The 23723-nt window shown below is 73.6% G+C and carries 26 protein-coding genes and 1 tRNA gene; 16 read left to right on the top strand and 11 right to left on the bottom strand.

All coding sequences use genetic code 11. The features are described from left to right. Positions 1–66 precede the first annotated feature (66 nt). From M3147_RS11490 to M3147_RS11510, 5 genes are all read left to right on the top strand, one after another. Positions 67–681 carry a TetR/AcrR family transcriptional regulator gene (locus M3147_RS11490; protein WP_251203608.1) on the top strand — a complete coding sequence of 205 codons (615 nt, stop codon included), beginning with the start codon at positions 67–69 and terminating at the stop codon, positions 679–681. A gap of 109 nt (positions 682–790) precedes the next feature. Then, positions 791–1414, top strand: a complete 624-nt coding sequence (locus tag M3147_RS11495; RefSeq protein WP_251203609.1) for a DUF937 domain-containing protein — start codon at positions 791–793, stop codon at positions 1412–1414. Positions 1415–1449: 35 nt separating this feature from the next. Continuing rightward, positions 1450–1896, top strand: a complete 447-nt coding sequence (locus M3147_RS11500; RefSeq protein ID WP_251203610.1) for an FAS1-like dehydratase domain-containing protein — start codon at positions 1450–1452, stop codon at positions 1894–1896. Further along, complete coding sequence (locus tag M3147_RS11505; protein WP_251203611.1) at positions 1896–2345, top strand: MaoC family dehydratase; 450 nt, start codon at positions 1896–1898, stop codon at positions 2343–2345. Before M3147_RS11500 ends, M3147_RS11505 begins: the two co-directional genes overlap by 1 nt. Then, on the top strand, positions 2342–3532 hold the full coding sequence (locus tag M3147_RS11510; RefSeq protein WP_251203612.1) for a UDP-N-acetylmuramate dehydrogenase: 1191 nt from the start codon (positions 2342–2344) through the stop codon (positions 3530–3532). The genes M3147_RS11505 and M3147_RS11510 overlap by 4 nt, the downstream gene beginning before the upstream one ends. Before the next feature lie 67 nt (positions 3533–3599). Here M3147_RS11510 and M3147_RS11515 read toward each other — a convergent pair whose 3' ends face one another. Next, complete coding sequence (locus tag M3147_RS11515) at positions 3600–3803, bottom strand: hypothetical protein (RefSeq protein WP_230768129.1); 204 nt, start codon at positions 3801–3803, stop codon at positions 3600–3602. 138 nt (positions 3804–3941) lie between these two features. Between M3147_RS11515 and M3147_RS11520 the strand changes: the two genes are divergently transcribed. Further along, positions 3942–4313 carry a hypothetical protein gene (locus M3147_RS11520; RefSeq protein ID WP_251203613.1) on the top strand — a complete coding sequence of 124 codons (372 nt, stop codon included), beginning with the start codon at positions 3942–3944 and terminating at the stop codon, positions 4311–4313. On the opposite strand, the gene M3147_RS11525 is transcribed toward M3147_RS11520, so the two are convergent. Beyond that, entirely contained in the window at positions 4241–4714 is a 474-nt protein-coding gene (locus M3147_RS11525) for a hypothetical protein (RefSeq protein WP_251203614.1), read from the bottom strand. The genes M3147_RS11520 and M3147_RS11525 overlap by 73 nt on opposite strands. Continuing rightward, positions 4711–6354 carry a PspC domain-containing protein gene (locus M3147_RS11530; protein WP_251203615.1) on the bottom strand — a complete coding sequence of 548 codons (1644 nt, stop codon included), beginning with the start codon at positions 6352–6354 and terminating at the stop codon, positions 4711–4713. Before M3147_RS11530 ends, M3147_RS11525 begins: the two co-directional genes overlap by 4 nt. A gap of 115 nt (positions 6355–6469) precedes the next feature. Here M3147_RS11530 and M3147_RS11535 point away from each other — a divergent pair, with 115 nt between their 5' ends. The 3 genes from M3147_RS11535 to M3147_RS11545 all read left to right on the top strand — a co-directional run bounded on the left by M3147_RS11535 (position 6470) and on the right by M3147_RS11545 (position 11148). After that, positions 6470–7669, top strand: coding sequence for an ATP-binding protein (locus M3147_RS11535; RefSeq protein WP_251203616.1), 1200 nt, complete (start codon positions 6470–6472; stop codon positions 7667–7669). Beyond that, complete coding sequence (locus tag M3147_RS11540) at positions 7662–8333, top strand: LuxR C-terminal-related transcriptional regulator (protein ID WP_251203617.1); 672 nt, start codon at positions 7662–7664, stop codon at positions 8331–8333. Before M3147_RS11535 ends, M3147_RS11540 begins: the two co-directional genes overlap by 8 nt. Positions 8334–8451: 118 nt before the next feature. Further along, positions 8452–11148 carry a phosphoenolpyruvate carboxylase gene (locus tag M3147_RS11545; RefSeq protein ID WP_439954197.1) on the top strand — a complete coding sequence of 899 codons (2697 nt, stop codon included), beginning with the start codon at positions 8452–8454 and terminating at the stop codon, positions 11146–11148. 23 nt (positions 11149–11171) lie between these two features. Here the strand turns inward: M3147_RS11545 and M3147_RS11550 are convergent, their stop codons facing one another. Genes M3147_RS11550 through M3147_RS11565 form a run of 4 tightly spaced genes read right to left on the bottom strand, consistent with a single transcriptional unit; the run spans position 11172 to position 14825 of the window. Then, entirely contained in the window at positions 11172–11771 is a 600-nt protein-coding gene (locus M3147_RS11550; RefSeq protein ID WP_308201066.1) for a response regulator transcription factor, read from the bottom strand. A gap of 40 nt (positions 11772–11811) precedes the next feature. Then, complete coding sequence (locus M3147_RS11555; RefSeq protein WP_251203618.1) at positions 11812–12990, bottom strand: sensor histidine kinase; 1179 nt, start codon at positions 12988–12990, stop codon at positions 11812–11814. Positions 12991–13011: 21 nt separating this feature from the next. Continuing rightward, a complete protein-coding gene (locus M3147_RS11560; protein ID WP_251203619.1) occupies positions 13012–13875 on the bottom strand; it encodes an ABC transporter permease in 864 nt (287 codons plus the stop codon). Beyond that, entirely contained in the window at positions 13872–14825 is a 954-nt protein-coding gene (locus M3147_RS11565) for an ABC transporter ATP-binding protein (RefSeq protein WP_251203620.1), read from the bottom strand. The genes M3147_RS11560 and M3147_RS11565 overlap by 4 nt, the downstream gene beginning before the upstream one ends. Positions 14826–14961: 136 nt before the next feature. Between M3147_RS11565 and M3147_RS11570 the strand changes: the two genes are divergently transcribed. Further along, positions 14962–15762, top strand: coding sequence for a hypothetical protein (locus M3147_RS11570; RefSeq protein ID WP_251203621.1), 801 nt, complete (start codon positions 14962–14964; stop codon positions 15760–15762). Between the two features lie 23 nt (positions 15763–15785). Here the strand turns inward: M3147_RS11570 and M3147_RS11575 are convergent, their stop codons facing one another. After that, the gene (locus tag M3147_RS11575) at positions 15786–16523 is read right to left on the bottom strand and encodes a LysE/ArgO family amino acid transporter (protein WP_251203622.1); all 738 of its coding nucleotides are present in this window, start codon (positions 16521–16523) and stop codon (positions 15786–15788) included. 71 nt (positions 16524–16594) lie between these two features. Here M3147_RS11575 and M3147_RS11580 point away from each other — a divergent pair, with 71 nt between their 5' ends. After that, on the top strand, positions 16595–17497 hold the full coding sequence (locus M3147_RS11580) for a LysR family transcriptional regulator ArgP (protein ID WP_251203623.1): 903 nt from the start codon (positions 16595–16597) through the stop codon (positions 17495–17497). Positions 17498–17510: 13 nt separating this feature from the next. On the opposite strand, the gene M3147_RS11585 is transcribed toward M3147_RS11580, so the two are convergent. Together M3147_RS11585 and dgt are read right to left on the bottom strand one after the other, a co-directional pair. Then, entirely contained in the window at positions 17511–18737 is a 1227-nt protein-coding gene (locus M3147_RS11585; RefSeq protein ID WP_251203624.1) for a pyridoxal phosphate-dependent aminotransferase, read from the bottom strand. Between the two features lie 64 nt (positions 18738–18801). Beyond that, a complete protein-coding gene (gene dgt, locus M3147_RS11590; protein WP_251203625.1) occupies positions 18802–20319 on the bottom strand; it encodes a dGTP triphosphohydrolase in 1518 nt (505 codons plus the stop codon). Positions 20320–20477: 158 nt separating this feature from the next. Between dgt and M3147_RS11595 the strand changes: the two genes are divergently transcribed. The 5 genes from M3147_RS11595 to rplA all read left to right on the top strand — a co-directional run bounded on the left by M3147_RS11595 (position 20478) and on the right by rplA (position 23249). After that, positions 20478–20550: transfer RNA gene (locus M3147_RS11595), tRNA-Trp, on the top strand. Positions 20551–20589: 39 nt separating this feature from the next. After that, positions 20590–20865, top strand: a complete 276-nt coding sequence (secE, locus tag M3147_RS11600; RefSeq protein WP_230768106.1) for a preprotein translocase subunit SecE — start codon at positions 20590–20592, stop codon at positions 20863–20865. Positions 20866–20936: 71 nt separating this feature from the next. Then, entirely contained in the window at positions 20937–21863 is a 927-nt protein-coding gene (gene nusG, locus M3147_RS11605) for a transcription termination/antitermination protein NusG (RefSeq protein WP_251203626.1), read from the top strand. A gap of 155 nt (positions 21864–22018) precedes the next feature. After that, the gene (gene rplK / locus M3147_RS11610) at positions 22019–22447 is read left to right on the top strand and encodes a 50S ribosomal protein L11 (protein ID WP_189085629.1); all 429 of its coding nucleotides are present in this window, start codon (positions 22019–22021) and stop codon (positions 22445–22447) included. A 112-nt stretch (positions 22448–22559) separates the two neighbouring features. After that, on the top strand, positions 22560–23249 hold the full coding sequence (rplA, locus tag M3147_RS11615) for a 50S ribosomal protein L1 (RefSeq protein ID WP_251203627.1): 690 nt from the start codon (positions 22560–22562) through the stop codon (positions 23247–23249). Positions 23250–23303: 54 nt separating this feature from the next. Here rplA and M3147_RS11620 read toward each other — a convergent pair whose 3' ends face one another. Next, positions 23304–23597, bottom strand: coding sequence for an acylphosphatase (locus tag M3147_RS11620; protein WP_251203628.1), 294 nt, complete (start codon positions 23595–23597; stop codon positions 23304–23306). Positions 23598–23723: the final 126 nt, after the last annotated feature.

Genomic DNA, 23723 nt, shown 5'->3' on the forward strand with positions numbered 1-23723 from the left:
AGTGCCGAGCGTGTAGCCTCGTTCGGATCGTCACCCGCCGCCCGCCCGGCCCGGAAGGAGCAGCACGTGCCGCGCCCCAGAATCCCGCTGCTGTCCGAGGACCGCATCGCCGACGCCGCGATCGAGCTCGTCGACTCGGGCGACCCCTTCGGCGTCAACGCGCTCGCGAGACGCCTCGGCGTCACCCCCTCCTCGCTCTACAACCACGTCGACGGCCGCGACGGCATCATCGAGCTCATGCGCGGCCGCCTCGGCCGTCGCTATCTGCCGGAGCTGCCGGAGGGGGCCTGGGACGAGGTCGTCGCCGAGACGCTGCGCGGCATGCGCCGGCTCTACGCGGGCCATCCCGCCGTCGTGCCGCTCCTCGTCGGCAAGACGATCACCGACCCCTCGGTCATCGCGAGCTACGACGGGCTCACCACCGCGCTCATCGACGGCGGCTTCCCCGACGACGAAGTGCTCGCCGTCGTCGCCGTGCTCGATTCCTTCGCCCTCGGCTTCGGCCTCGACCTCGCCTCCCCCGACGACATCTGGCAACCGCAGGGCGAGACCCGGACCCTCGGCCGGTTGCTCGGCTCCGCCGAGCGCGGCAGCACCCGGTCCGAGCGCGCCTTCGAGCTCGGTCTCGAGCTCCTGCTGGAGTCGCTCCGCCTCCGCCTGGCCCGCATCTCCGCGCGCTGATCGGGGCGCGAGGTATCCCGAGCGTCCGCAGCCCTTCCGCCCGGGGCGTCCCTCCGGCTAGCGTGAACGCGGAACGCCCGGCACGCGGGCGCCGGAAGGAGACGCACCAATGGCAGCACTCGACGAGCTCATGAGCAGCCTTCCCATCGGCGACATCGCGAAGAAGCTCGGCGTCGACGAGGCGACCGCGACCCAGGCGGTCGAGCAGGCCCTGCCCGCCCTGCTCGCCGGCATGGGCGCGAACGCGCAGGATCAGGCGGGCGCCGCCTCGTTGCAGAAGGCCGTCTCGAAGCACGACCCCGCGCTCGTCGAGGGCGGCGTGAACCTCGCCGACGTCGACGAGGAGGACGGCAAGAAGATCGTGAAGAACGTCTTCGGCCAGAACACCGACCAGGTCGTGCAGGCCCTCGACCAGAAGCAGGGCGGCGGCGCCGGTGACCTCATCGGCAAGCTGCTGCCGATCCTCGCGCCGATCGTGCTGAGCTTCCTCGCGCAGCAGTTCACGAAGAAATCCACGGGCGGCGAGAGCCAGGGCGGCGGCATCGGCGATCTGCTGGGCGGGCTGCTCGGCGGCGGCTTCGGCGGCGGCGCCCAGGCGCAGGGCGGTGGCCTCGGCGATCTCCTCGGCGGCCTCTTCGGCGGCGGCTCGGGCGGCGGCTCGCAGGCGCAGGGCGGCGGTCTCGGAGACCTGCTCGGCGGTCTCGGCGGGCTCCTCGGCGGCGGCAAGCGCTGATCCTCCCGGACACCCCGCCCGTCTAGACTGGCGGGGTGTCCGTGAATCCCGAACTCGTCGGCCGGGAGTTCCCGCCGACCGCGCCGTACCTCGTCGGCCGCGAGAAGGTGCGCGAGTTCGCCCGCGCCGTGCTCGCCTCCACGCCGATCTCGCTCGACCCCGAGGCCGCCAAGGCGGCCGGATACGCCGACGTCGTCGCCCCGCCGACCTTCGCCGTCGTCATCCAGGAGCAGACGCTCGCGCAGCTCCTCGCCGAGCCCGACGCCGGCATCGACTTCACCCGCGTCGTGCACGGCGACCAGCGCTTCGTGCAGACCCGGCCGATCGTCGCCGGCGATCTGCTCACGGCGACCCTCGCGGTCACGAGCGTGAAGTCGCTCGGCGCGCACTCGATGGTGACCGCCGAGTCCACGATCGCCGACGCCGACGGCGCGCACGTCGTCACCGCGATCTCGACGCTCGTCGTGCGAGGGGAGGACTGATGGCCGCGCTGCAGACCCCGGAGTTCGCCTCGCTCGCCGTGGGCGACGTCGTCGCCGAGCAGAGCTTCGCGCTGACCCGCGACACGCTCGTCCGCTACGCGGGCGCCTCGGGCGACTTCAACCCGATCCACTACCGCGACGACGTGGCCAAGTCGGTCGGCCTGCCGGGCGTGCTCGCGCACGGCATGCTCACCATGGGCTTCGCCGTGCAGCCCGTCGTCGACTGGGCGGTCGACCCCGGCCGCGTCGTCGACTACCAGGTGCGGTTCACCCGTCCGGTGATCGTCGACCCGGAGCTCGGCGCCGTCGTGCAGGTGGTCGCGAAGGTCGGTCAGCTGGATGCCGAGGCCGCCGTCGCCCGCATCGACCTGACCGTGAAGGTCGGCGAGGAGACCGTGCTCGGCAAGGCGCAGGTGCGCGTCGAGCTCGGCGACCGCGGCGGCCGATGACCGGCGCGAGCTTCGCGGAGCTCACGACGCTCCGCCTCGGCGGGCCGATCGCCCGGCTCGTGACGGCGACGACGCAGCGCGACCTCGTCGATCTGCTGCACGGCGTGTGGGGCTCGGGCGAGCCGTGGCTCGTGCTGGGCGGCGGCTCGAACCTCGTCGCGGGCGACGAGGGCTTCGACGGCACCGTGGTGCGCATCGCGACGAGCGGCATCGAGGTGCTGCCCGGCGCCCCCGAGGGCTCGGTGCGGCTGCGCGTGCAGGCCGGCGAGAACTGGGACGGCTTCATCGCCTGGACCGTCGCGCACGGCTACTCGGGCCTCGAGGCGCTCTCGGGCATCCCGGGCTCCGTCGGCGCCGCGCCGGTGCAGAACATCGGCGCGTACGGGCAGGAGCTCTCGGAGGCGCTCGTCGGCGTCTGGTTCCTCGACGAGGGAGCGGATGCCCCGCGGTGGATGGCGGCGGCCGAACTTGAGCTCGGCTACCGCACCTCGGTGCTGAAGCAGGGGCTCGCGGGCGTCGTCGTCGCCGTCGAGGTGCAGCTGCACGACACGGCCGCCGAACGCGCCGTGCTCGGCGAGGCGATCGGCCGGCCCATCGCCTACGCCCAGCTCGCCGCCGCCCTCGGCGTGCAGCCGGGCGACCGGGCCCCGGTCGCGAAGGTGCGCGACACCGTGCTGGCCCTGCGCGGCTCGAAGGGCATGGTGCTCGACCCGGCCGACCCCGACTCGGTGAGCGCCGGCTCGTTCTTCACGAACCCGATCGTCACGGAACGGGTGGCGCGATCCTTGCCGGCCGACGCCCCGCGCTGGTACCTCGACCCGGAGCAGCCCGACGAGGTCGTGCCGCTCTCGCGCCTGGCGTCGCACTCGCCGCTCGACGCCTTCCTCGACCTGCAGGCCGAGTTCGCCGCGGGTGACGACGAGCCGCCCGCCGAGACGGAGCCCGCCGAGCCGCTCGTGAAGCTCTCGGCCGCGTGGCTCATCGAGCAGGCCGGCATCCATCGCGGTTTCGCGCTGCCCGGCTCGCGCGCCGCCGTCTCCTCGAAGCACACGCTCGCACTCACCAACCGGGGCGGTGCCACCGCCGCAGAGCTCGCGGAACTCGCGCGCTACGTGCGCCACCGGGTGCAGGCCGACTTCGGCATCGTGCTGCACCCGGAGCCCGTGCTCGTCGGCGTCGAGATCTAGCCGGTCGAGATCTCGCCGGTCGGGCTCTCGGCGGCCGGGCTCTCGGCGGCCGGCGACGTCTCGCGGCTCAGCCGGTCTCGCCGCCGAAGGCGCGGCGGGTGAGCGCCTGCACGTCGCGGTCGATCGTCGCGAGCTCGGTGCGGAGCTCGGCGGTGGCCCGCCCGATCTCCGCCCGGAACAGCGAACTCAGGTGCACCGTCTGCCAGCTCATCATGCCGATGACGACGCTCGCGAACACCCCGATGAGCACCCAGCTCTGCACCTCGGTCAATTTCACCCTCCTGCTGTGTCTGCCCCCGGTGTTTCGACCCTACGCGATGCGGTGCGTGGCGCGGCGTCGGCCGGAACAGCTGTGGAGGGCCGCGTCACACGCGGCGCTGGGGAGGAACGACCGGGCTAGGCTCGGCGGGTGGACCGCAGCGACTTCATCGAACACCGCCGCCCCGACGGCGAGCTCGTCGGCTGGCTGCGCCCCGAGGGCGAGGGCTTCGTGCCCGTCGACCTGCTCGGGCGCGAGCACGGCGGCGCCGTCGATTGGCTCGACGGTGAGACGCTGCTCGAGGAGCTCGGCATCCGCTACCTCGCCGACCCCTACGTGCTGCGCCTCGAGAACGGCACCGAGCTCCGCGTGCGGATCACCGAGGTGAGCACGCGCGGCATCGTCGTGAAGAAGGACGACTTCGGCGCGATCGACGCGCCGCTCGTCCGCTACGAGCTCGCGTGGCCGATGCCGCCCGAGCTCACGCCGCTCGGCGACCGGGAGCTTCCGGCAGCCTGGTGACGGCGGGCGCGCTCGCCGCGGCGGATGAGCCCGACGATGCCGAACAGCGCGATCACGGTGCCGAGGGCGATGACGGCGTACATCACGACCACGAGCGGGTGCACCGAGCCGATCCAGCCGGCCACGGCATCCCGACGTTCGGGTGAGACGAGCAGCCACAGCGTGACGGCGGCGATCGCGCCGAAGAGCAGCGCCCAGACGAGCGCCCCCCAGCGGATCGTGGGGCCCTCGAGGGGAGCTGACGGCGCATCGGTCTCGGCGGCGGGTTCGGGAGCGGGGGCGTCCCGCGCCTCCGGCGGCACGGGCGGCAGCACGAGCGTCTCGGCGGTCTCCTGGGGTTCGGGGGTCTCCTCGGGCTCGGGGGTCGTCTCGGCCTCGCGGTCCGGGGTGGGGTTCGTCATTCCTGCATCTCCGATCGGATCTCCACGTACACGGAACCCGTCCACTGCCGCAGCACGAGCCGAGCGTCCACGGGGCCGTCGTCGGTGGCGAGGCCGTCCGGCCCGCCCACGACGAACGGCCGCCGGGTGTCCGGCCCGATCGCCGACATCACACCGTTCTCGTCGGTGGCCCAGATGGTGACGCCGCCGGCCTCCGTGGCGTCCAGCTGCAGCCGGTCGCCGTCGTCGATCGTGACCCAGGCCTGGCCGAGCCCCTGCGAGAGCTCGACGGTCGCCGGGGAGTCCGGCGACCCGGGCGTGGTGTACAGGCTCAGATAGGCGTCGCCGACCGGCTGCACGAGCCGCTGCGAGGTCGACAGCGAGATCGAGGCGTTCGGCCCGATCAACCGGCCCTCGGGCAGCACCGCGGCGGTCGCGGTCGCGGCGAGCATGACGATCGTCGTCGCCGAGGCGAAGAAGGCGAGCCAGCCGCTGCGGCGCCGGCGCAGTGCGGCGATCACCATCGCCGCGGCGAACACGCAGACGGCCGTCGCGAGCGCGAGCGGCACGGCGAAGCCGTCGGTGTTCGCGCTCGACATCGCCGCGATCGCGGCGACGGCGCCGCCCACGATCGCGAGGCCGAGCGCGGTGAACACGAACGCGGCGCTCGCCCGCGGGCGGCTCGCCCGCCGGGCGGCGCGGGCCGCGTCGGCCCGCGCCATCAGCTCCCGCGCCTGCGCGCGGTTCTCCTCGGCGGCGGCGGCACGGGCGCGACGGTCGGCCTCGGCCTGGCCTGCGCGCCACTCGGCGTGCTCGGCGCGCCAGGCGTCGTGGCTCTGCCGCCAGGCGCCGAGCTCCTCGCCGGAGGCGTCCGGGCTCGGCTCGAGCGGCGGCGCGGGCGGCGGGGCGGGCGCGGGCGGCGCCTCCGCGGCGAACGCGGCGGAGGTCGCGGAGGCGGGAGCGGCGGATGCCTCGGGCCCCGGCCCCGCACTCGGCGCCGCCGGTGCCGTCGGTGCAGCGGGTGCGGCGGGTGCGGCCTGCGCCGGGGTCGTCCGCGCCGAGGCATCCACCCCGCCGGTGGCGCCCGCGCGCCGCACGAGCCACACCACGAGCGCGGCGAGTCCGCCGAGCAGGAGCAGCACCCAGAACAGCCGGAGCGGCACCGAGAGGTCGACGCCGAACAGCGGGTCGGGAAGCGCGGGCAGATCCGGCCACCAGCGCCAGCCGAGCCAGCCGCCCTGCACGAGCGGGATGATCCCGACCACCGTCATCACGGCGATGCCCGCGAGTGCCGGGTCGACGACCCCGCGGAAGAGCTGCTCGAGATGGATGCGCCCCTCGAGATCGGGCAGCAGCAACCAGGCGGCGGCATAGATCAGCAGGAACGGCGCCCCGAGCACGGCCAGCACGACGACGATGCCGCGGACGATGATCGGGTCGAGGCCGATCCGGGCGGCGACGCCGGCGCAGACGCCGCCGATCCAGCCGTCGCGGCGCGGCACCCCCGCCCGGCGCAGATCGGCGAAGAACCCGCTGCCCGGGCCGCCGTTCGGAGCCGAACCGCCCGCCCCGCCACCGGCGCCCTGGCCGTCGGTCGTGCGTTCCCCCTGCTCGCCCCGCGGCGCCTCGGCGTCGTGGGGAGCGGTGCGATTCGTCTCCATGCCTCGATCGTGGCGCAGCCGCCGCCCCGCCCGCGATGGGGTGAACCCCTGATTCGACCCTGAACGGCGTCCAGGGGCCGCGGGCACGACCGCCCCGTCTGCTTGGATGGCAGGCATGAGCACCGCCCCCGCCGCGGGCGACGACCGCATCGTCCCGCGCCTCGCCCGTCCGCGCGACTGCGTGGCGACGGGCGTCGCCGCCGGTCTCGCGGGCCACCTCGGCTGGCCGGTCGTGCTCGTGCGGCTCGGCTTCGCGCTGACGAGCCTCGTCGGCGGCGCGGGCCTGCTGCTCTACCTGTGGCTCTGGGCGCTCACGCCCTGGCAGCCCGGTGAGTCGGCGCCGAAGCGCCGGGCACCGGTCGCGTGGATCCTGCTCGCCGCGGCCGCCGTCCCGCTCGGCGTCGCCGCGGTCTCCGGCGGACCGCCCACCGGTGGACCCGCCTGGTTCTGGCCCGCGCTCGCGGGCGTCGGGCTCATCGTCGCGGCAGCCGCGTGGGCGGGCTTCCTCGACCGGCCCGACGCCGACCGCGGGCCGCGGCACGAGTTCGCCGTGCGCATCGTCGCGACGATCGCCCTCGCCGTCATCGCGTTCGTGATCGTGTTCGGACCGGCCGCCGCTGAGGCCCCGAGGCCCGCCTTCGCCGTCGCCCTCGCCGCGGTCGCCGGGATCGCCCTCGTGTACGCGCCGACGCTGGTGACCCGCTGGCGGGAGCTCAGCGAGGAGCGCACCCGACGCATCCGCGAAGAGCAGCGCAGCGAGATGGCCGCCCACCTGCACGACTCCGTGCTGCAGACCCTCGCCCTGATCCAGAACCGCGCCGGGGCCACCAGCGAGGTCGCCCGCATCGCCCGTGCGCAGGAGCGCGAGCTGCGCGAGTGGCTCTTCGCCGGCGACGCCGTGCCCGACCGCGACCTCGGCGCCGAGCTCCGCGAGGTCGCCGCCGTGCTCGAGATCGAGTACCCGGTGAGCGTCGACGTGGTCGTCGTCGGCGAGCAGCGCGAACGCGCCTCGGGCGAGCTCGCCGCCGCCTGCCGCGAGGCGATGCTGAACGCGGCTCGGCACGCCGGCGGCGAGGTGTCCGTGTACGTCGAGGGCCGCCCCGACGCGGTCGAGGTCTTCGTCCGCGACCGCGGCACGGGGTTCTCGCTCGACGAGGTGCCGGCCGACCGGCTCGGCGTGCGGCAGTCGATCGTGGGCCGGATGCGCCGCGCCGGCGGCGAGGCCGAGGTCGGCCCGGGCGCGGGCGGCGTCGGCACGCAGGTGCGACTGCGGATGCCGGCCGCAGGGCCCGGCGAAGGGGGAACGCGTGGCTGAGGCATCCGTCCGGGTCGTCGTCGTCGACGACCACTCGATCTTCCGCTCCGGCCTGAAGGCCGACCTCGACGCCTCGATCGACGTCGTCGGCGAGGCGCACGACGTCGAGTCGGCGCTCGCCGTGGTCGCCGAGACCGCGCCCGACGTGGTGCTGCTCGACGTGCACCTGCCCGGCCTCGCGGTGCCCGCCGGCAGCACGGGCGGGGCCGAGGTGATCCGCCGGGCGGCGCCAGAACTGCCGGCGACCCGCTTCCTCGCCCTCAGCGTCTCGGACAAGGCGGAGGACGTCGTCGGCGTGATCCGAGCCGGCGCCCGCGGCTACATCACGAAGGGCTCCTCCGGTGGCGAGGTCAGCCGGGCGGTGCACGCCGTGGCGACCGGCGATGCGGTCTTCTCGCCGAAGCTCGCGGGCTTCGTGCTCGACGCCTTCGGCGCCGCGGTCGGCGAGACGGCCGTCGCGGGCGACGAGCTCGACCGGCTCTCCGCGCGAGAGCAGGAGGTGATGCGGCTGATCGCCCGCGGCTACGCCTACAAGGAGGTCGCCGCCGAGCTGTTCATCTCGGTGAAGACGGTGGAGACGCACGTCTCGGCGGTGCTCCGCAAGCTCCAGCTCTCGAGCCGGCACGAGCTCACCGCCTGGGCGACCGCGCGCCGCCTGCTCTGACCCGCTCCCCAACCGACTTGCCCGACTTTCATGAAAGTCGGGCAAGTCGGTTGGGGAGCGTCGCGGAATGTGACGTGACGAAATGTGACCGTCACGCGAATCCGGGTACGGTCGCAGGGTGACCAGCTCCGCCTTCCCCTCAGAGCCCGCCGCAGCCCACCACGACCCCAGCGTCCGCGAGGCCGTCAGCGACCGCATCGACCACGAGCTCCGCGCCGAGGTGCGCCTGCTCGGCAGCCTCCTCGGCACGGTCCTCGCCGAGGCCGGCGGCCCCGCCCTCCTCGACGACGTCGAACGCCTCCGCGCGCTCGCGATCGCCGCGTACGAGGGCGAGGGCGCCTCCCTCGAGGATGCCGAGGCCCTCGTGGCCGCCTTCACGCCCGCGCGCGCCGAGGAGGTGGCCCGCGCGTTCACGGTGTACTTCCACCTCGCGAACCTCGCCGAGGAGCACCACCGCGTGCGCGTGCTCCGCGCCCGCGACGGCGGCGACCGCGACGCCCCGGCCGAGTCGCTCGGTGCGGCCTACGACCACCTCGTCGCCGAGATCGGCGAGGATGCCGCGGCCGAACGCCTGCGCCGCCTGCGCTTCCACCCCGTGCTCACCGCCCACCCGACCGAGGCCCGGCGCCGCGCCGTCGCCTCCGCGATCCGCCGCGTCGGAGAACTGCTCGCCGAGCGCGAAGAGCTGCTCCGGCTCGCCCCGGCCGCCGACCCGGCCGAGCTCGACCGCCGCCTCGCCGAGCAGATCGACGTGCTCTGGCGCACCTCGCCGATCCGCACCACCCGCCCCACCCCGCTCGACGAGGTGCGCAGCGCGATGAACGTCTTCGACCAGACCCTGTTCGAGGTCGTGCCGCGCGTGTACCGGCAGCTCGACGACCGCCTGCAGGGCCGCGACGCGGGCCTCGCACCCGCCGTCGCCCCCGCGTTCGTCCGCTTCGGCAGCTGGATCGCGGGCGACCGCGACGGCAACCCCTTCGTCACGGCCGAGACCACGGCCGCCGCCGCCGCGATCGCCGCGGAGCACGTGCTGCTCGGGCTCGAGCGCGCGGCCACCCGCATCGGGCGGAGCCTCACCCTCGCCGAGGACGGCACACCGGCCTCGCCGGAGGTGCGGGAGCTCTGGGCGGCCCAGCAGCGGCTGGCACCCGAGGTCACCGCGGGCATCGGCACCCGCGCCCCCGACGAGCCGCACCGCCGCGTGCTGCTCGTGGCCGCCGCCCGGCTGCGGGCGACCCGGGTGGGCGACGCGAGCCTCGCCTACGGCTCGCCCGAGGAGTTCCTCGCCGAGCTCCGCCTCGTGCAGGCCTCGCTCGCCGCCGCGGGCGCGCACCGCAGCGCGAACGGCGAGCTGCAGGGGCTCGTCTGGCAGGTGGAGACGTTCGGCTTCCACCTCGCCGAGCTCGAGGTGCGCCAGCACTCCGAGGTGCACCGCCGGGTGCTCGCCGAGCTCGCCGAGGCCCCCGCGGGCGACGCCGGGCGCAGCGAGCTCGCGAGCGAGGTGCTCGAGGTCTTCCGCACGATCGCCGAGCTGCAGCGGCGGTACGGACTGCGCGCCGCCCGCCGCTACATCGTCTCCTTCACGCAGAGCGCCGACGACCTCGCGAACGTCCACCGGCTCGCCGAGGCCGCGCTCGGCGACGACGCCCCGGTGCTCGACGTCATCCCGCTGTTCGAGACCTTCGCCGACCTCGAGGCGTCCACCGACATCCTCGACGGGATGCTGCAGCTGCCCCAGGTGCAGCGGCGGCTCGCCGAGACCGGCCGCTCGATCGAGGTGATGCTCGGCTACTCGGACTCCTCGAAGGACGTCGGCCCCGTCGCCGCGACGCTCGCTCTCGACGCCGCGCAGGCGCGCATCGCTGCCTGGGCGGAGCGGAACGACATCCGGCTCACCCTCTTCCACGGCCGCGGCGGTGCGCTCGGCCGGGGCGGCGGGCGCACGAACGAGGCCGTGCTGGCCCAGCCGCCCGGCTCCGTCGACGGCCGCTTCAAGGTGACCGAGCAGGGCGAGGTCATCTTCGCCCGCTACGGCGACGCCGACATCGCGGCGCGGCACCTCGAGCAGATGGCCGCGGCCACCCTGCTCGCGGGCAGCCCGGAGAACGAGGCGCGCAACCGCGAGGCCGCCGCCCGCTTCGCGGGGCTCGCGAAGCAGCTCGACGAGGCATCCCGAGCCCGCTTCTTCGCGCTCGTCAAGGCGGAGGGGTTCGCGCCGTGGTTCGCGCGGGTGACGCCGATGGAGGAGGTCGGGCTCCTCGCCCTCGGCTCCCGGCCCGCGCGGCGCGGGCTGTCGGTGTCCTCGCTCGAGGACCTGCGGGCCATCCCGTGGGTGTTCGCGTGGACCCAGGCGCGGATCAACCTCACCGGCTGGTTCGGGCTCGGCACCGCGCTCGCCGCGGTGGGCGACGAGGAGCTGCTGCGCCGGGCGTACCGGGAGTGGCCGCTGTTCGCCTCGATGATCGACAACGTCGAGATGTCGCTCGCGAAGGCCGACGACCGGCTCGCCGAGCGCTACCTCGCGCTCGGCGACCGCGACGAGCTCGCCGCGCTCGTGCTCGACGAGCTCGCGCTCACCCGCGAGTGGGTGCTGCGGGCGAGCGGGCACGACGAGCTGCTCGCCGAGCAGCCGGTGCTGCAGCGGGCGGTGCACCTGCGGAGCCCGTACGTCGACGCCCTCTCGCTGCTGCAGCTGCGCGCGCTCCGAGCGGTGCGCGAGGAGCAGACCGCGGGCGCGACGCCGGACGAGCACGAGCTGCGGCTGCTGCTCCTCGCCGTGAACGGGATCGCCGCGGGCCTGCAGAACACCGGCTGAGCCGCGCCTGCGGGAGCTCGGGCTCAGAGCAGGCCGAGCTCCATCGCGCGGGTCACGGCCCTGGTGCGGTCGTTCACGCCGAGCTTCTCGAACACGTGCGTGAGGTGCGTCTTGACCGTCGCCTCGCCGATCACGAGGGTGCGCGCGATCTCCGGGTTCGAGCTGCCGGCGGCGACGAGGCGCAGCACCTCGAGCTCGCGCGGCGAGAGGGCCTGCGCCGGGGCGGCCGAGCTGCCGGCATCCGCCCGCATCCGGCGCACGAGCTGGGCGGCGACCGAGGGCGCGAGCACCGTCTCGCCCGCGACGACGGCGCGGATGCCGGCGAGGATCTCCTCCTGCGGTGCGGCCTTCAGCAGGTAGCCGGAGGCCCCGGCCTCGATCGCCTCGACGATGTGCTCGTCGGTGTCGTACGTCGTGAGCACGAGCACCCGCACGCCGCCGCCGTCGGCGAGGATGCGGGCGGTCGCCTGGGCGCCGTCGAGGCCGGGCATGCGCAGGTCCATGAGCACGAGCGCCGGGGTGAGCCGGGCGGCGAGTGCGACGGCTTCGAGCCCGTCGGCGGCCACGCCGACCACCTCGATGTCGTCGGCGCTCTCGAGGAGGCCGACGATGCCGGCGCGCACGACGGGGTGTCGTCGGCGACGACGACGCGGATCGGCGCGTTCATGCGGCGCCTCCGTCACTCGGCGCGGCCACGGATGCCTCGACGGGCAGCTCGACGCGGAGCTCCGCCCCGCCCCCGGTCGCCGGGCCGAAGGACACCCGCCCGCCGGCGAGCGCGACCCGCTCGCGGAGCCCCGCGAGCCCGAAGCCGGGCGCGTCGTCCGGGCCGGGGCCGACGCCGTCGTCGCGCACGATGAGCCGGACCATCCCGTCGGCCGTCTCGACGGTGAGCGAGGCGTGCCTCGCCCGCGCGTGCTTCCGCACGTTCGCGAGCCCCTCCTGCGAGGCGCGCAGCAGCACCACCTCGAGTTCGCGACCGAGCCCCGGCGCGCGCGCCTCGAGCGCGACGGCGACGCCCGTCTCCCGCTCGAAGGCGGCGGCGAGCCGGCCGAGCGCGTCGGCGAGGGTCGTGTCGAGGGCGATGGGGGAGACGGCGGCGACGAGCCCGCGGGCCTCGGTGAGGGCTTCGCGCGCCATCTCCTCGATGAGCCCGAGATCGCTGCGCGCGGCGGCTACGTCGGGCGACGGGGCATCCAATCGTCGCTCCGCCCGCTGCGCGAGCATGACGAGCCCGGTGAGGCTCTGCGCGATCGTGTCGTGGATCTCCCGCGCGAGCCGGGCCCGTTCCTCGGTCACGCCCGTCTCCCGGTGCATCGCCGCGAGCTGCCCCTGTGCGGCCTGCAGCTCGTCGAGCAGGCGCGCCCGCTCCTCGCCGACCTCGGCGATGCGGGTGATCCACAGGCCGAGCGCGAGGCTGAACGCGAGCGACAGCGCGCCGACCCCGATGCCCGCGAGCACGCCGGTCGGCCCGAGCCCGACCGCGTAGCCCGCGGCGACGGCGACGGCGAGGAGCACGTTGCCGACGATCGCACGTTTCGTCGACGGCGCGGTGATCCAGAGGAACGGATAGGCGAAGGCCTGCAAGGTCGCGGCGCCGGAGTCGAACGCCGTCCCCGCGAACACGACGGTGACGAGGATGGCGGTGATCGCGACGTGGTGGCGCGGGTCCTCCGAGCCGATCCGCCACCTGAGGTAGCCGACGTAGACCAGGAGGAACACCGCGACGACCGACCAGCTGCCCCAGTCCTGCGGGCCGTACGGCGGGAAGACGAGGCCGAAGGTGACGACGACGGCCGACACCGCGACGGCGGCGAGGTCCCACCAGCGGCGGTTCAGCATTCCGTCATGCTCTCACGCGCCTCAGGCGTCGCGCCGGATCCAGCGGAAGGTGAGCCGGCTCACGACGAGTCCGATCACGAGCCAGGCGAGGAGCCAGACCGCGACCCAGCCGAGATCCCAGGAGCCGTGCTGCTCCAGCACGGCGAAGTCCTCCGGCAGGAAGGCGGCGCGCATGCCCTGCGCCATCCACTTCAGCGGGAACAGGCTCGCGAGGTTCTGCATCCACTCCGGCAGTGCGGAGAACTGCAGGTACACGCCCGAGATGAACTGCAGCACGAGCACGATCGGCACGACGACCGCCGTGGCCGAGCGCGAACTGCGCGGCACGGAGGACAGCGCGATGCCGAGGAGCGCCGAGGCGACCGTGCCGAGCACGAACACCCAGGCGAACGTCAGCCAGGCCTCGCCGCTCGTCGGCAGCGCGACGCCGAAGACCGTGGCCGAGACGAGCAGCAGGAGGGCCGCCTGCAGCACCCCGGTGACGAACACCTGGCCGAGCTTGCCGATGAAGTACGACACGGGGGACAGCGGTGTGCCGCCGAGCCGCTTCAGCGTCCCGTCGCCCTTCTCGCCGGCGATGTCGACCGCGAGGCCCTGCACGCCGGAGAGCAGCACGCCCGCCGCGAGCATGCCCGGCAGGTAGTAGGCGCCCACGCTCACGCCCTCGGTGCCCGGCCCCGGCGCGATCTCGCCGGCCGAGCTGAACGCGGCGGTGAAGATGCCGAGCATGACGAGCGGGAACAGGAAGGTGAAGAACACGGTGTCCGGGCTGCGGAAGTACCCGCGCACCTCGTAGGTCATGCGTCGGAGACCGGTGGCGAGGACGCCGGGCAGGCGGGCGGCGCCGGCGCGGTCGGCGGCGGGCTGGGCGGTGACGGCGCTCATGCGCGGGCCTCCTCGGGGGTCGCGGTCGGGGTCGGGGTCGGGGCGGACGAGACGCCGGGCGTCTCGGCGGGCGCGGATGCCGCGCTCACGAGTTCGAGGTAGACGTCCTCGAGGCTCGGGCGGATGACCTCGAGCTCGGCGGGCTCGCCGTCGCGCCCGTCGCCCGCGGCCTCGGCGTCCGCCGCGAGCGCGGCGACGAGTTCGGCGGGGCGCTCGGTGCGCTGCTCGCGCCGCGCGCCGGAGGCATCCCGCCACCGCACGATCGGGACCCTGGCGGCACGGCCGCCGAGCTGGTCGATCGCGCCCTCGGCGACGATCCGGCCGTCCAGGATGACCGCGGCACGGTCGCCGAGCTGCGCGGCCTCGTCGAGGTAGTGGGTCGTGAGCAGGATCGTGGTCCCCTCGGCCTTCAACTGTTCGATGAGGCCCCAGAACTCGCGGCGGGCCTCGGGGTCGAAGCCCGTCGTCGGCTCGTCGAGGAAGAGCAGCTGCGGTCGGCCGATGATGCCGAGCGCGACGTCGACACGACGACGCTGGCCGCCGGAGAGCTTCGAGATGCGGGTGCCGGCCTTCCGTTCGAGGCCGACCGCCGCGATCACCTCGTCGACGTCGCGCGGGTGCGGGGAGTATCCGGCGAACTGGCGCAGCTGCTCGCGGACCGTGTACAGCCCGGTCTCCGGGGCGGACTGCAACACGATGCCGAGCTCCGCTCGCCAGGCGCGGCCGCCCGTCGCAGGGTCGGCGCCGAGCACCGAGACCTCGCCCGAGCTGCGTCGCCGGTACCCCTCCAGGATCTCGATCGTCGTCGACTTGCCCGCCCCGTTCGGCCCGAGCAGCGCGAGCGTCTCGCCGCGGGCGATGTCGAGGTCGATGCCGTCGACGGCGGTCACGCCGCCGTACGCCTTGCGGAGGCCGCGCACCCGGACGGCGGGGCTCTGAATCTGGTCCATACTGCGATGCTCCCGCGTCCGCCCGGGCCGGGGGCACCCCCGAACTGGCGATCCCGGCATCCCCCGATCGGTGGATGCCGGCCGCTAGTCTGAGGCGGCGCGCCGCCGGGGCGCGCCCCGATCGGATCGGAGCAGCGTGTCGCACGAGGACCCGTTCGCGTCTCGCTCGACGCATCCACCTCTCCCCGCTGCGGCCTGGGTGGTGCTCGCGATCGCGGCACCGCTCGCGCTGCTGCTGAGCGTGATCGGGGCGCTGTCGCTCGCCGCGGTCTCATCGACGGTGAGCGCCAGGGCGGAGGAGATCCGCGCCGGTGCGGGCGCCGGCGCGGGGTTCAGCGGGACGGAGGGCTGGCCGGAGCCGGAGGCCGAGCCGGAGCCGGAGGTCGAGCCGGAGCCGTTCGAGCCGAGCAGCGTGATCGGCCTCGACGATGCGGTCGACTTCGGGACGGGTCCGGCGTGGTCGCTCGAGCGGTGGGGCGATTGGGAGCAGATCCCCGATTTCGGCGGGAACGAGGCGTACGCCTCGTCCTCCGCGAACTGCGAGGTGCATCTCCGCGCGAATCCGAAGAGCGCGATCACCGCCGCCGACCTCGACAACGGCCGTCGCGGCGCCAGCGCGGCGCTCGCCGAGGCGATGATCGTGGCGCACGTCTATTCAGGCGCGCGGGCCTCCGAGAGCACCCGCACGGAGGACGCGCCGGCGAGCGGCGCGATCGCGCTCGCGGCCTGGCACAGCGACGACGCGATCGAGTTCGCGCAGCGCGAGGGCGGCTACACGGATCGCGGGGTGGAGCATGTCGTCACCTCGCTCGCGAGGAAGGACCTCGACGGCGAGGGCGGCTACGCGGCGATCCTCGTCGATTGCGAGGTCGCGCCTGGGGGCGAAGCCACTCCCGCGGCCTCGCTCACCCGCGACTTCGTGCTCGACTTCGACTGACCGCCGGCGCAGCGCGATGTCGCTCAGCGCGGCAGCACGAGCGACACCGCGAGGGCGAGCATCACGACCGCGATGACGCCGTCGAGGATGCGCCAGGCGCGCGGCGTCGAAAGCACCCGGCCGAGCAGCCGCGCCCCGTACGCGAGGCCGAAGAACCAGAGCACCGAGCCGAGCGCGGCCCCGAGCGCGAACCACCAGCGCCCCTCGCCGTGCCCGTTGGCGACCGAGCCGAGCAGGAACACGGTGTCGAGGTAGACGTGCGGGTTCAACCAGGTGAGGGCGAGGCAGGTGCCGAGCGTCGCGAGGAGGGTCGTGCCGGCGGCGGCACCGGTGTCGCGCGTCGGCCGGGCGGGCGCGGCCGTGAGCGTACCGGCCGTCACGGCCGTGGCGGCGGGGCCGGTGGAGGGTGCGGCGCCGTCCGGTGTCCCGTCGGACGGCGCCGCGGTCGATGCGCCGGGGCCGAGCGTCGCGCCGCTCGGCCGGATCGCGCGCTTCGCGGCGAGCACGGCATAGCCGGCGAGGAATGCGGCCCCCGCCCAGCGCACGACGTCGACGAGCCACGGCACCGCGGTGAGCACGGCGCCGATGCCCGACACTCCGGCGAGGATGAGCACCGCGTCCGAGATCGCGCAGACCGCGGCCACCGCGAAGACGTGCTCGCGGCGGATGCCCTGGCGCAGCACGAACACGTTCTGCGCGCCGATGGCGACGATGAGCGAGAGGCCGAGGCCGAGGCCGGCGAGGGTCGAGCTGAGGTCCACGGCTCGACGTTAGGGTGACGGATGCCTGAAGTACAGTTCAGGATTCTTCAGCGGCATTAGCATGGCTTCAGATGGAGATTCCGGCCGAACTCGCCCGCACCCTCGCGACCGTCGTCGCCGAGGGCACGTTCGACGCGGCCTCGCGGGTGCTGCAGATCACCCCGTCCGCCGTCTCGCAGCGCATCAAGGCGCTCGAGCAGCACCTCGGCCGCGTGCTCCTCGTGCGGCAGAAGCCCGTGCGCGCGACCGAGGCGGGGCAGGCCGTGGTGCGCTACGCCCGGCAGCTCGCGCTGCTCGAGCACGACGCGCTCGCCGGGTTCGCGCTCGCCGCGGAGCCCGACTCCCCGGCCGAGCGCCGCCCGATCGCCGTTCCCCTCGCGGTGAACGCCGACACGCTCGGCACCTGGATCCTGCCGACCCTCGCGCAGCTCGCGGCGAGGCATCCGGTCGTCTTCGACCTGCACCGCGACGACCAGGACTTCACCGCCGAGCTGCTCGAGTCGGGCACCGTCATGGCGGCGATCACCTCGCAGGCGACGCCCGTGGCCGGCTGCGTCGCGCGGCCGCTCGGAGTGATGCGGTACCGCGCCGTCGCGACACCCGACTACGTGGCGCGTTGGCTGCCCGACGGCATGACGCCCGTGGCGCTCTCGCGCGCGCCGCTCGTCGACTTCGACCGGCGCGACGACTTGCAGACGGGTTTCCTCCGATTCGTCGGCGCCGACGACACCGCCCCGCCCAGGCACTACGTGCCCGCGTCGAACGACTTCGCCGTCGCCGTGAAGCTCGGGCTCGGCTGGGGCATGCTGCCCGGCTTCCAGAGCGACGAGGAGCTCGCCGACGGGCGGCTCGTGCCGCTCGGCGGGCCACCGATCGACGTGCCGCTGCACTGGCAGCAGTGGAACCTGCGCTCGCCGCTGCTCGACACGATCGCCGACGCGGTGGTGGCCGAGGCCCGCCGCGCGTTCTCCTGAGCCTGCCCCGGGCTCAGCCGAAGAGGCGCTGCAGGCGTTGCACGCCCTCGAGGAGCGGCTCGTCGCCGAGCGCGTAGCTGAAGCGCAGGAAGCCGCTCGGTCCGAACGCCTCGCCGGGCACCGCGGCGACCTCGGCCCGCTCCAGGATGAGGTCGGCGAGCTCGAGCGAGCTCGTCGGCGTGACGCCGCCCCACTCCCGGCCGAGGAGGCCCGTCACGTCGGGGTACACGTAGAACGCCCCCTCGGGCACCGGCACCCGCAGGCCCTCGATCTTCGAGAGCTCCGCGACGATCGTGCGCCGGCGGCGGTCGAAGGCGCGGCGCATCTGCTCGACGGGCTCCTGCGGCCCGGTGAGGGCGGCGATCGCGGCGCGCTGGGAGATGTTCGACACGTTCGAGGTGAGGTGCGACTGCAGGTTCGCGGCGCCCTTGATGACGTCGGCGGGGCCGACCATCCAGCCGAGTCGCCAACCCGTCATGGCGTACGTCTTCGCCACGCCGTTCACCAGGATCGCCTGCTCCGCGAGACCGGGCACGGCCTCGACGATCGAGAGCGCGCGCGGGGCGGGGGCGCCCACCTCGGTGTCGAGCGCGGCGTAGGTGAGGTTCTGGTAGATCTCGTCGGCGATCACCCAGATGCCGTGCTCGAGCGCCCACTCGCCGATGGCGCGCACCTGCTCGGGCGGGTACACGGCGCCCGTCGGGTTCGACGGCGAGACGAAGAGCAGCACCTTCGTGCGCTCGGTGCGGGCGGCCTCGAGCTGCTCGACCGTGACGAGGTAGCCCTGCTCGCTGCCGGCGAAGACGTCGACCTGGCGTCCGCCGGCGAGCTTGATCGCCTCGGGGTAGGTGGTCCAGTACGGCGTCGGAACGAGCACCTCGTCGCCCTCGTCGAGGAGCACCTGGAAGGCCTGGTAGACGGCCTGCTTGCCGCCGTTCGTGACGACGACCCGGGAGGCGGGCACGTCGAGGCCGGAGTCGCGCCGCGTCTTGTCGGCGATCGCCTCGCGGAGCTCGGGCAGGCCCGCCGCGGGCGTGTAGCGGTAGTTCTTGGGGTCGTGCGTGGCGGCGAGCGCCGCCTCGACGATGTGCTCGGGCGTCGCGAAGTCGGGTTCGCCCGCGGCATAGGAGATGACCGGGCGCCCCTCGGCCTGGAGGGCCTTCGCCTTCGCATCGACCTTCAGGGTCGCGGACTCGGCGATGGCGGCGATGCGGGCGGACAGGCGCGGCTTCTCGGTCACACTGCGAGTCTACCGAGCGGCAGCGCCGGCCGAACCGTCGATCCGACCGGCATCCGGCGCGGATTCAGAGGTTCTGACCGATGTCCCAGAGCCGGTCCGGCCGGCCGTCGATCGCCTCGGACACCGCGAGCGCCTGATCGTCCGAGAGCGAGGCGACGTAGTCGACGACGCCGCGGCCGACGCCGAGCCGGGCGAGTTCGCCGACCTCGGGCACCGGCACCCCCTCCGGGCGGGTGCGCCGGAGCAGGGCGTAGCCGTCGGTCGCGATCTCGATGAGCTCGCGCAGCCGCTGGGGCACCCGGTGCCGGTCGTACTCGTCGGTCGCCCACGCGGTGAGCCCCTTCACGGCGCGGGTCAGCACCCGGCTGAGCCCGCGCTGGTACATCGCGATGTCGGCCCGGTCGAGGATGAAGTGCCGGTGCACGAACTTCAGGATCTCCACCTCGTGCCAGGCGGCCTGGTCGAGCGTGACGAGGCCCGTGCGGGCGACGCCGGGCGGGGCCGGCACGACGGAGGTCTGCAGGTGCCCGATCCAGCCGTTCGTGAACGAGGACAGCGCCCGCTCCGAGGCGATCGATCCGTCGAAGGGCGAGGCGAGCAGGCCGTCGACGAGGTCGTCGGCGACGGCGTCGACCGCGGCGGCGAAGGCGTCGTCGTCGGCGATCCAGTCGTCGGAGCGGCGGAGCTTGCGGCGCAGTGCCTCGAGCGCGGCCCCTGGTGGCGCGGTGCGGGCGGCGAGCTCCTCGTCGGCGAGCGCGCGGAGCTCGCCCGCGGCCTGCGTCCAGCCGCGGAACTCGCGGGCGACGGCCCCCTGGCTGAGGAGGCCGGCGCGGTAGAAGTCGTCGACGTCGTGGATCGAGTACGCGATGTCGTCGGCGGTGTCCATGACCGAGCACTCGAGCGACTGCTCCATCGGCGGCAGCCCCGTGCGCGCGGCGGCGAGGTCGGCCGCGTCGAGGTCGTAGGCGGAGAACTTGCCCGCCTCGACGGCCCCGTCGACGAGCCGCAGCCCGCGGGGGAGTCCGCCGTCGGGGAACGCCACCGGGCGCGCGAATCGCGTCCACGGGTACTTCGCGACGGCCGCCCGGACCGCCGAGGTGAGGTTCAGGCCGTGCGCGGCGGACGCGGTGACGTCGAGCGTCGCGATGATGCGGTAGCTCTGCGCGTTGCCCTCGAAGCCGTCGGCGAGGCCCAGGGTCTCGCGGGCGAGCCGGTCGAGCACGCGCTCGCCGAGATGGCCGAACGGCGGGTGGCCGAGGTCGTGCGCGCTCGCGGCGGCCTGCACGACGACCGCGTCGCAGCCGTGCTCACGGGCGAGGGCGTTGGCCGGCGAGGCGGGATCGGCGAAGCCGACGGCGATCGCGCGGGCGACGGCGGTCACCTTGATCGAGTGGGTGAGGCGGTTGTGGATGAGGGGGCCCGCGCCCGGCTGCGCGATGACCTGGGTCACGGCGGAGAGCCGCGAGAAGTAGGGCGAGAAGCGGATGCGCTCGAGGTCGAGTCGGAACTGGGAGTGCTCGCCGGTGACCTCGACGCTCGAGCTCGGTTCGGGCGTGCGGCGTGCGGCGCGGTCCGGGGTCATGGTCCCAATGTAGGCGTCGGTTCGCGCGAGCCGCTCGCGTCGCATAGACTGGGTGAGGTTGCTCGTTCCGGCAATGCTTCACTGCGCCCGAAATCCGTTTCGGGGGAGGTGTGCTGAGGCGGGGCGAACGGCCTCCAGGCCCCAGGCAACGGGGGCTTAGGGCGGTGGCTCAATTGGTAGAGCAGCGGTCTCCAAAACCGCAGGTTGCAGGTTCGAGTCCTGTCCGCCCTGCGAGCCGGCAGTGAATGCCGGCCCACGAAAGGTGTACAGGTGGCCCGGAAGATCATCGACGAACCCAGCGAGGATGTCGTCGCCAACGCCAAGCGCGACCGCGCTGCGCGTCGGAATCCGTTCGCCCGGATCGCGCTGTTCATCCGTCAGGTCATCGCAGAACTGAAGAAGGTCGTCACCCCGACCCGCAAGGAGCTCGTCAATTTCACGATCGTCGTGCTCGTCTTCGTCATCATCATGATGGCGCTCGTCTGGGGCCTCGACCAGCTGTTCGGTCTGCTGGTGGTGTACGTCTTCGGGCAACCGGGAGTCTGATCGGGGCTTCGGGCCCACGTCGACCGAGACTCGCCGAGTGCCGGTCGGGACTCACGAAGTAAGGATCAGAAGTGTCAAGGACTGAGCGCGACGACGTCGACTGGGCTACGGCTGCCGAGCAGTCTGCCGAGGACGACGAGGCGCAGACGGGCAACGTCAACCAGCACGAGGAGGACTCCTCCGAGGCGGCCGAGCACATCGCCGTCCACGTGGTGGACGACGAGGGCAACGAGGTCGACCTCGACGCCGTCCTCGACTCCCTCGCCGAGGCGAGCGACCCCGAGGCCGACGCGGTCGTCGACGACGCCCTCGACATCGACTCCGCCGACGAGGCCGAGGCGGCCGCCGAGGCCGTCGAAGAAGAGGCCGAGAGCGAGTTCGACCCGTACGAGGAGTTCCGCGCCGAGCTGCGCTTCCTCCCGGGCAAGTGGTACGTCATCCACTCCTACGCGGGCTTCGAGCGCCGCGTGAAGGCGAACATCGAGCAGCGCCGCGAGTCGATGGCGATGGCCGACTACATCTACCAGGTCGAAGTGCCGATGGAAGATGTCGTCGAGATCAAGAACGGCCAGCGCAAGATGGTCACCCGCGTGCGCATCCCCGGCTACGTGCTCGTGCGCATGGAGCTCAACGAGGACTCGTGGTCGGTCATCCGCCACACGCCCGGCGTCACCGGCTTCGTGGGCAACGCCCACAACCCCACGCCGCTGCGCTTCGAAGAGGCCTTCGGCATGCTGAAGAGCCTCGTCGCCCCGGCCGACGTTCCCGCGGCGAAGGGCTCGAAGGCGGCCGCCGCCTCCGGCGCCTCCCGCCAGGTGCAGGCCGAGGTCGACTTCGAGGTCGGCGAGACCATCACCATCAAGGACGGCTCGTTCGCGGGCCTGCCCGGCACGATCAGCGAGATCAAGCCCGAGAGCGGCAAGCTCACGGTCCTCGTCTCGCTCTTCGAGCGCGAGACCCCGGTCGAGCTCAGCTTCGACCAGGTCACGAAGCTCTAGCAGCCCGCACACCGTACGTCCAGCCGACCCTCCGGTATACTCGGAGGGTTGTGCTGCGTTTGGGCCATCCGAACCACACGATCCACCGCCACCCGGAACCGCCGGAGTGACGGGAGAGTGCCCCGCCGGGGCGTTCGAACAGAAAGAGAGAAATCATGGCACCGAAGAAGAAGGTCACTGGTCTGATCAAGCTTCAGATCAACGCCGGCGCCGCCAACCCCGCCCCGCCGATCGGTCCGGCGCTGGGTCAGCACGGCGTCAACATCATGGAGTTCTGCAAGGCCTACAACGCGGCCACCGAGTCGCAGCGCGGCAACGTGATCCCCGTCGAGATCACGGTCTACGAGGACCGCAGCTTCACCTTCATCCTGAAGACCCCGCCCGCCGCCGAGCTCATCAAGAAGGCCGCCGGCGTCGCCAAGGGTTCGGGCGTCCCGCACACCACCAAGGTCGGCAAGATCAGCCCCGACCAGGTCCGTGCGATCGCCGAGCAGAAGATGTCCGACCTGAACGCGAACGACCTCGACGCCGCGTCGAAGATCATCGCGGGCACCGCCCGTTCGATGGGCATCACGGTCGAGTAATCGCCTCGCTCGGTTGAGCACCGACGGATGCCTCGAGGCATCCGCCTTCAGAACTCTCATTCGTGGCAGCGCCCGCCAGCGCGATGACCACACTCTCGCAAGGAGAAGCACCATGGCACAGAAGTCCAAGGCCTACCGGGCCGCGGCCGAGAAGATCGAGGCCGGCAAGTACTACACCCCGAGCGAGGCCGTCGCCCTCGCGAAGGAGACCGGCTCGGCGAAGTTCGACTCGACCGTCGAGGTCGCCCTGAAGCTCGGCGTCGACCCCCGCAAGGCCGACCAGATGGTGCGCGGCACCGTCATCCTCCCGCACGGCACCGGCAAGACCGCCCGCGTCATCGTCTTCGCGACGGGCCCCGCGGCCGAGGCCGCGATCGCGGCCGGCGCCGACGAGGTCGGCGGCGCCGAGCTCATCGAGAAGGTCGCCGCGGGCTACACCGCCTTCGACTCGGCCGTCTCGACCCCCGAGCTCATGGGCCAGGTCGGTCGTCTCGGCAAGGTCCTCGGCCCGCGCGGCCTCATGCCGAACCCGAAGACCGGCACGGTGACCCCGAACGTCGGCCAGGCCGTCTCGGACATCAAGGGCGGCAAGATCGAGTTCCGCGTCGACAAGCACGCGAACGTGCACTTCGTCGTCGGCAAGGCCTCCTTCTCGACCGAGCAGCTCGAGGAGAACGCCAAGGCCGCCCTCGAAGAGGTCGTCCGCCTCAAGCCGTCGAGCTCGAAGGGCCGCTACATCCAGAAGGGCGCCGTGTCGACCACGTTCGGCCCCGGCATCCCGCTGGACGTCAACGCCATCTGAGTCGTCTCAGACACCAGAACGGCCCGCCGGTGATCCGGCGGGCCGTTCTGCGTGTCAGCGGCGGATGCGGAATCGACTGCCGCGTTCGTCGGGCTCCTCGCGGGGATCGGCGAGGGGGAGTTCGGCGAGTTCGAGGCCGGTCACCCGGGATCCGGGTGGGCCGGCCTCGAGTCGGTGCAGCATGATGGCGACGGTGTCCGCCTCGCCCTCGATCTCGGCCTCGACGCGCCCGTCGGGGAGGTTCCGCACCCAGCCTGCGATGCCGAGCCGCTCGGCGTGCTTGCGGGCGAGGTAGCGGTAGCCGACGCCCTGGACGCGGCCGGAGACGAGGACGTGGCGGCGGATCACCCCGCCACGCTACCGCGCGCCGCCCCACCCCATCCGCGCCCGCACCCGCCCGCACCCCCAACCCCCCCACCCCCCACCCCCCCCCCCCCCCCCCCCCCCCCCCACCCCCCCCGGGGGGGGTTTGGG

Origin of the sequence: Agromyces mediolanus (genome assembly GCF_023715325.1) — a bacterium.
GTDB lineage: Bacteria > Actinomycetota > Actinomycetes > Actinomycetales > Microbacteriaceae > Agromyces > Agromyces mediolanus_A.

What these genes read in the sequence shown, in the direction of transcription:
- M3147_RS11495 (WP_251203609.1), top strand. Translation starts at nt 791, where the DNA reads ATGGCAGCACTCGACGAGCTCATGAGCAGCCTTCCCATCGGCGACATC.
- M3147_RS11505 (WP_251203611.1), top strand. Translation starts at nt 1,896, where the DNA reads ATGGCCGCGCTGCAGACCCCGGAGTTCGCCTCGCTCGCCGTGGGCGAC.
- M3147_RS11510 (WP_251203612.1), top strand. Translation starts at nt 2,342, where the DNA reads ATGACCGGCGCGAGCTTCGCGGAGCTCACGACGCTCCGCCTCGGCGGG.
- M3147_RS11525 (WP_251203614.1), bottom strand. Translation starts at nt 4,714, where the DNA reads ATGACGAACCCCACCCCGGACCGCGAGGCCGAGACGACCCCCGAGCCC.
- M3147_RS11530 (WP_251203615.1), bottom strand. Translation starts at nt 6,354, where the DNA reads ATGGAGACGAATCGCACCGCTCCCCACGACGCCGAGGCGCCGCGGGGC.
- M3147_RS11535 (WP_251203616.1), top strand. Translation starts at nt 6,470, where the DNA reads ATGAGCACCGCCCCCGCCGCGGGCGACGACCGCATCGTCCCGCGCCTC.
- M3147_RS11555 (WP_251203618.1), bottom strand. Translation starts at nt 12,990, where the DNA reads ATGCTGAACCGCCGCTGGTGGGACCTCGCCGCCGTCGCGGTGTCGGCC.
- M3147_RS11560 (WP_251203619.1), bottom strand. Translation starts at nt 13,875, where the DNA reads ATGAGCGCCGTCACCGCCCAGCCCGCCGCCGACCGCGCCGGCGCCGCC.
- M3147_RS11565 (WP_251203620.1), bottom strand. Translation starts at nt 14,825, where the DNA reads ATGGACCAGATTCAGAGCCCCGCCGTCCGGGTGCGCGGCCTCCGCAAG.
- M3147_RS11580 (WP_251203623.1), top strand. Translation starts at nt 16,595, where the DNA reads ATGGAGATTCCGGCCGAACTCGCCCGCACCCTCGCGACCGTCGTCGCC.
- dgt (WP_251203625.1), bottom strand. Translation starts at nt 20,319, where the DNA reads ATGACCCCGGACCGCGCCGCACGCCGCACGCCCGAACCGAGCTCGAGC.
- rplK (WP_189085629.1), top strand. Translation starts at nt 22,019, where the DNA reads ATGGCACCGAAGAAGAAGGTCACTGGTCTGATCAAGCTTCAGATCAAC.
- rplA (WP_251203627.1), top strand. Translation starts at nt 22,560, where the DNA reads ATGGCACAGAAGTCCAAGGCCTACCGGGCCGCGGCCGAGAAGATCGAG.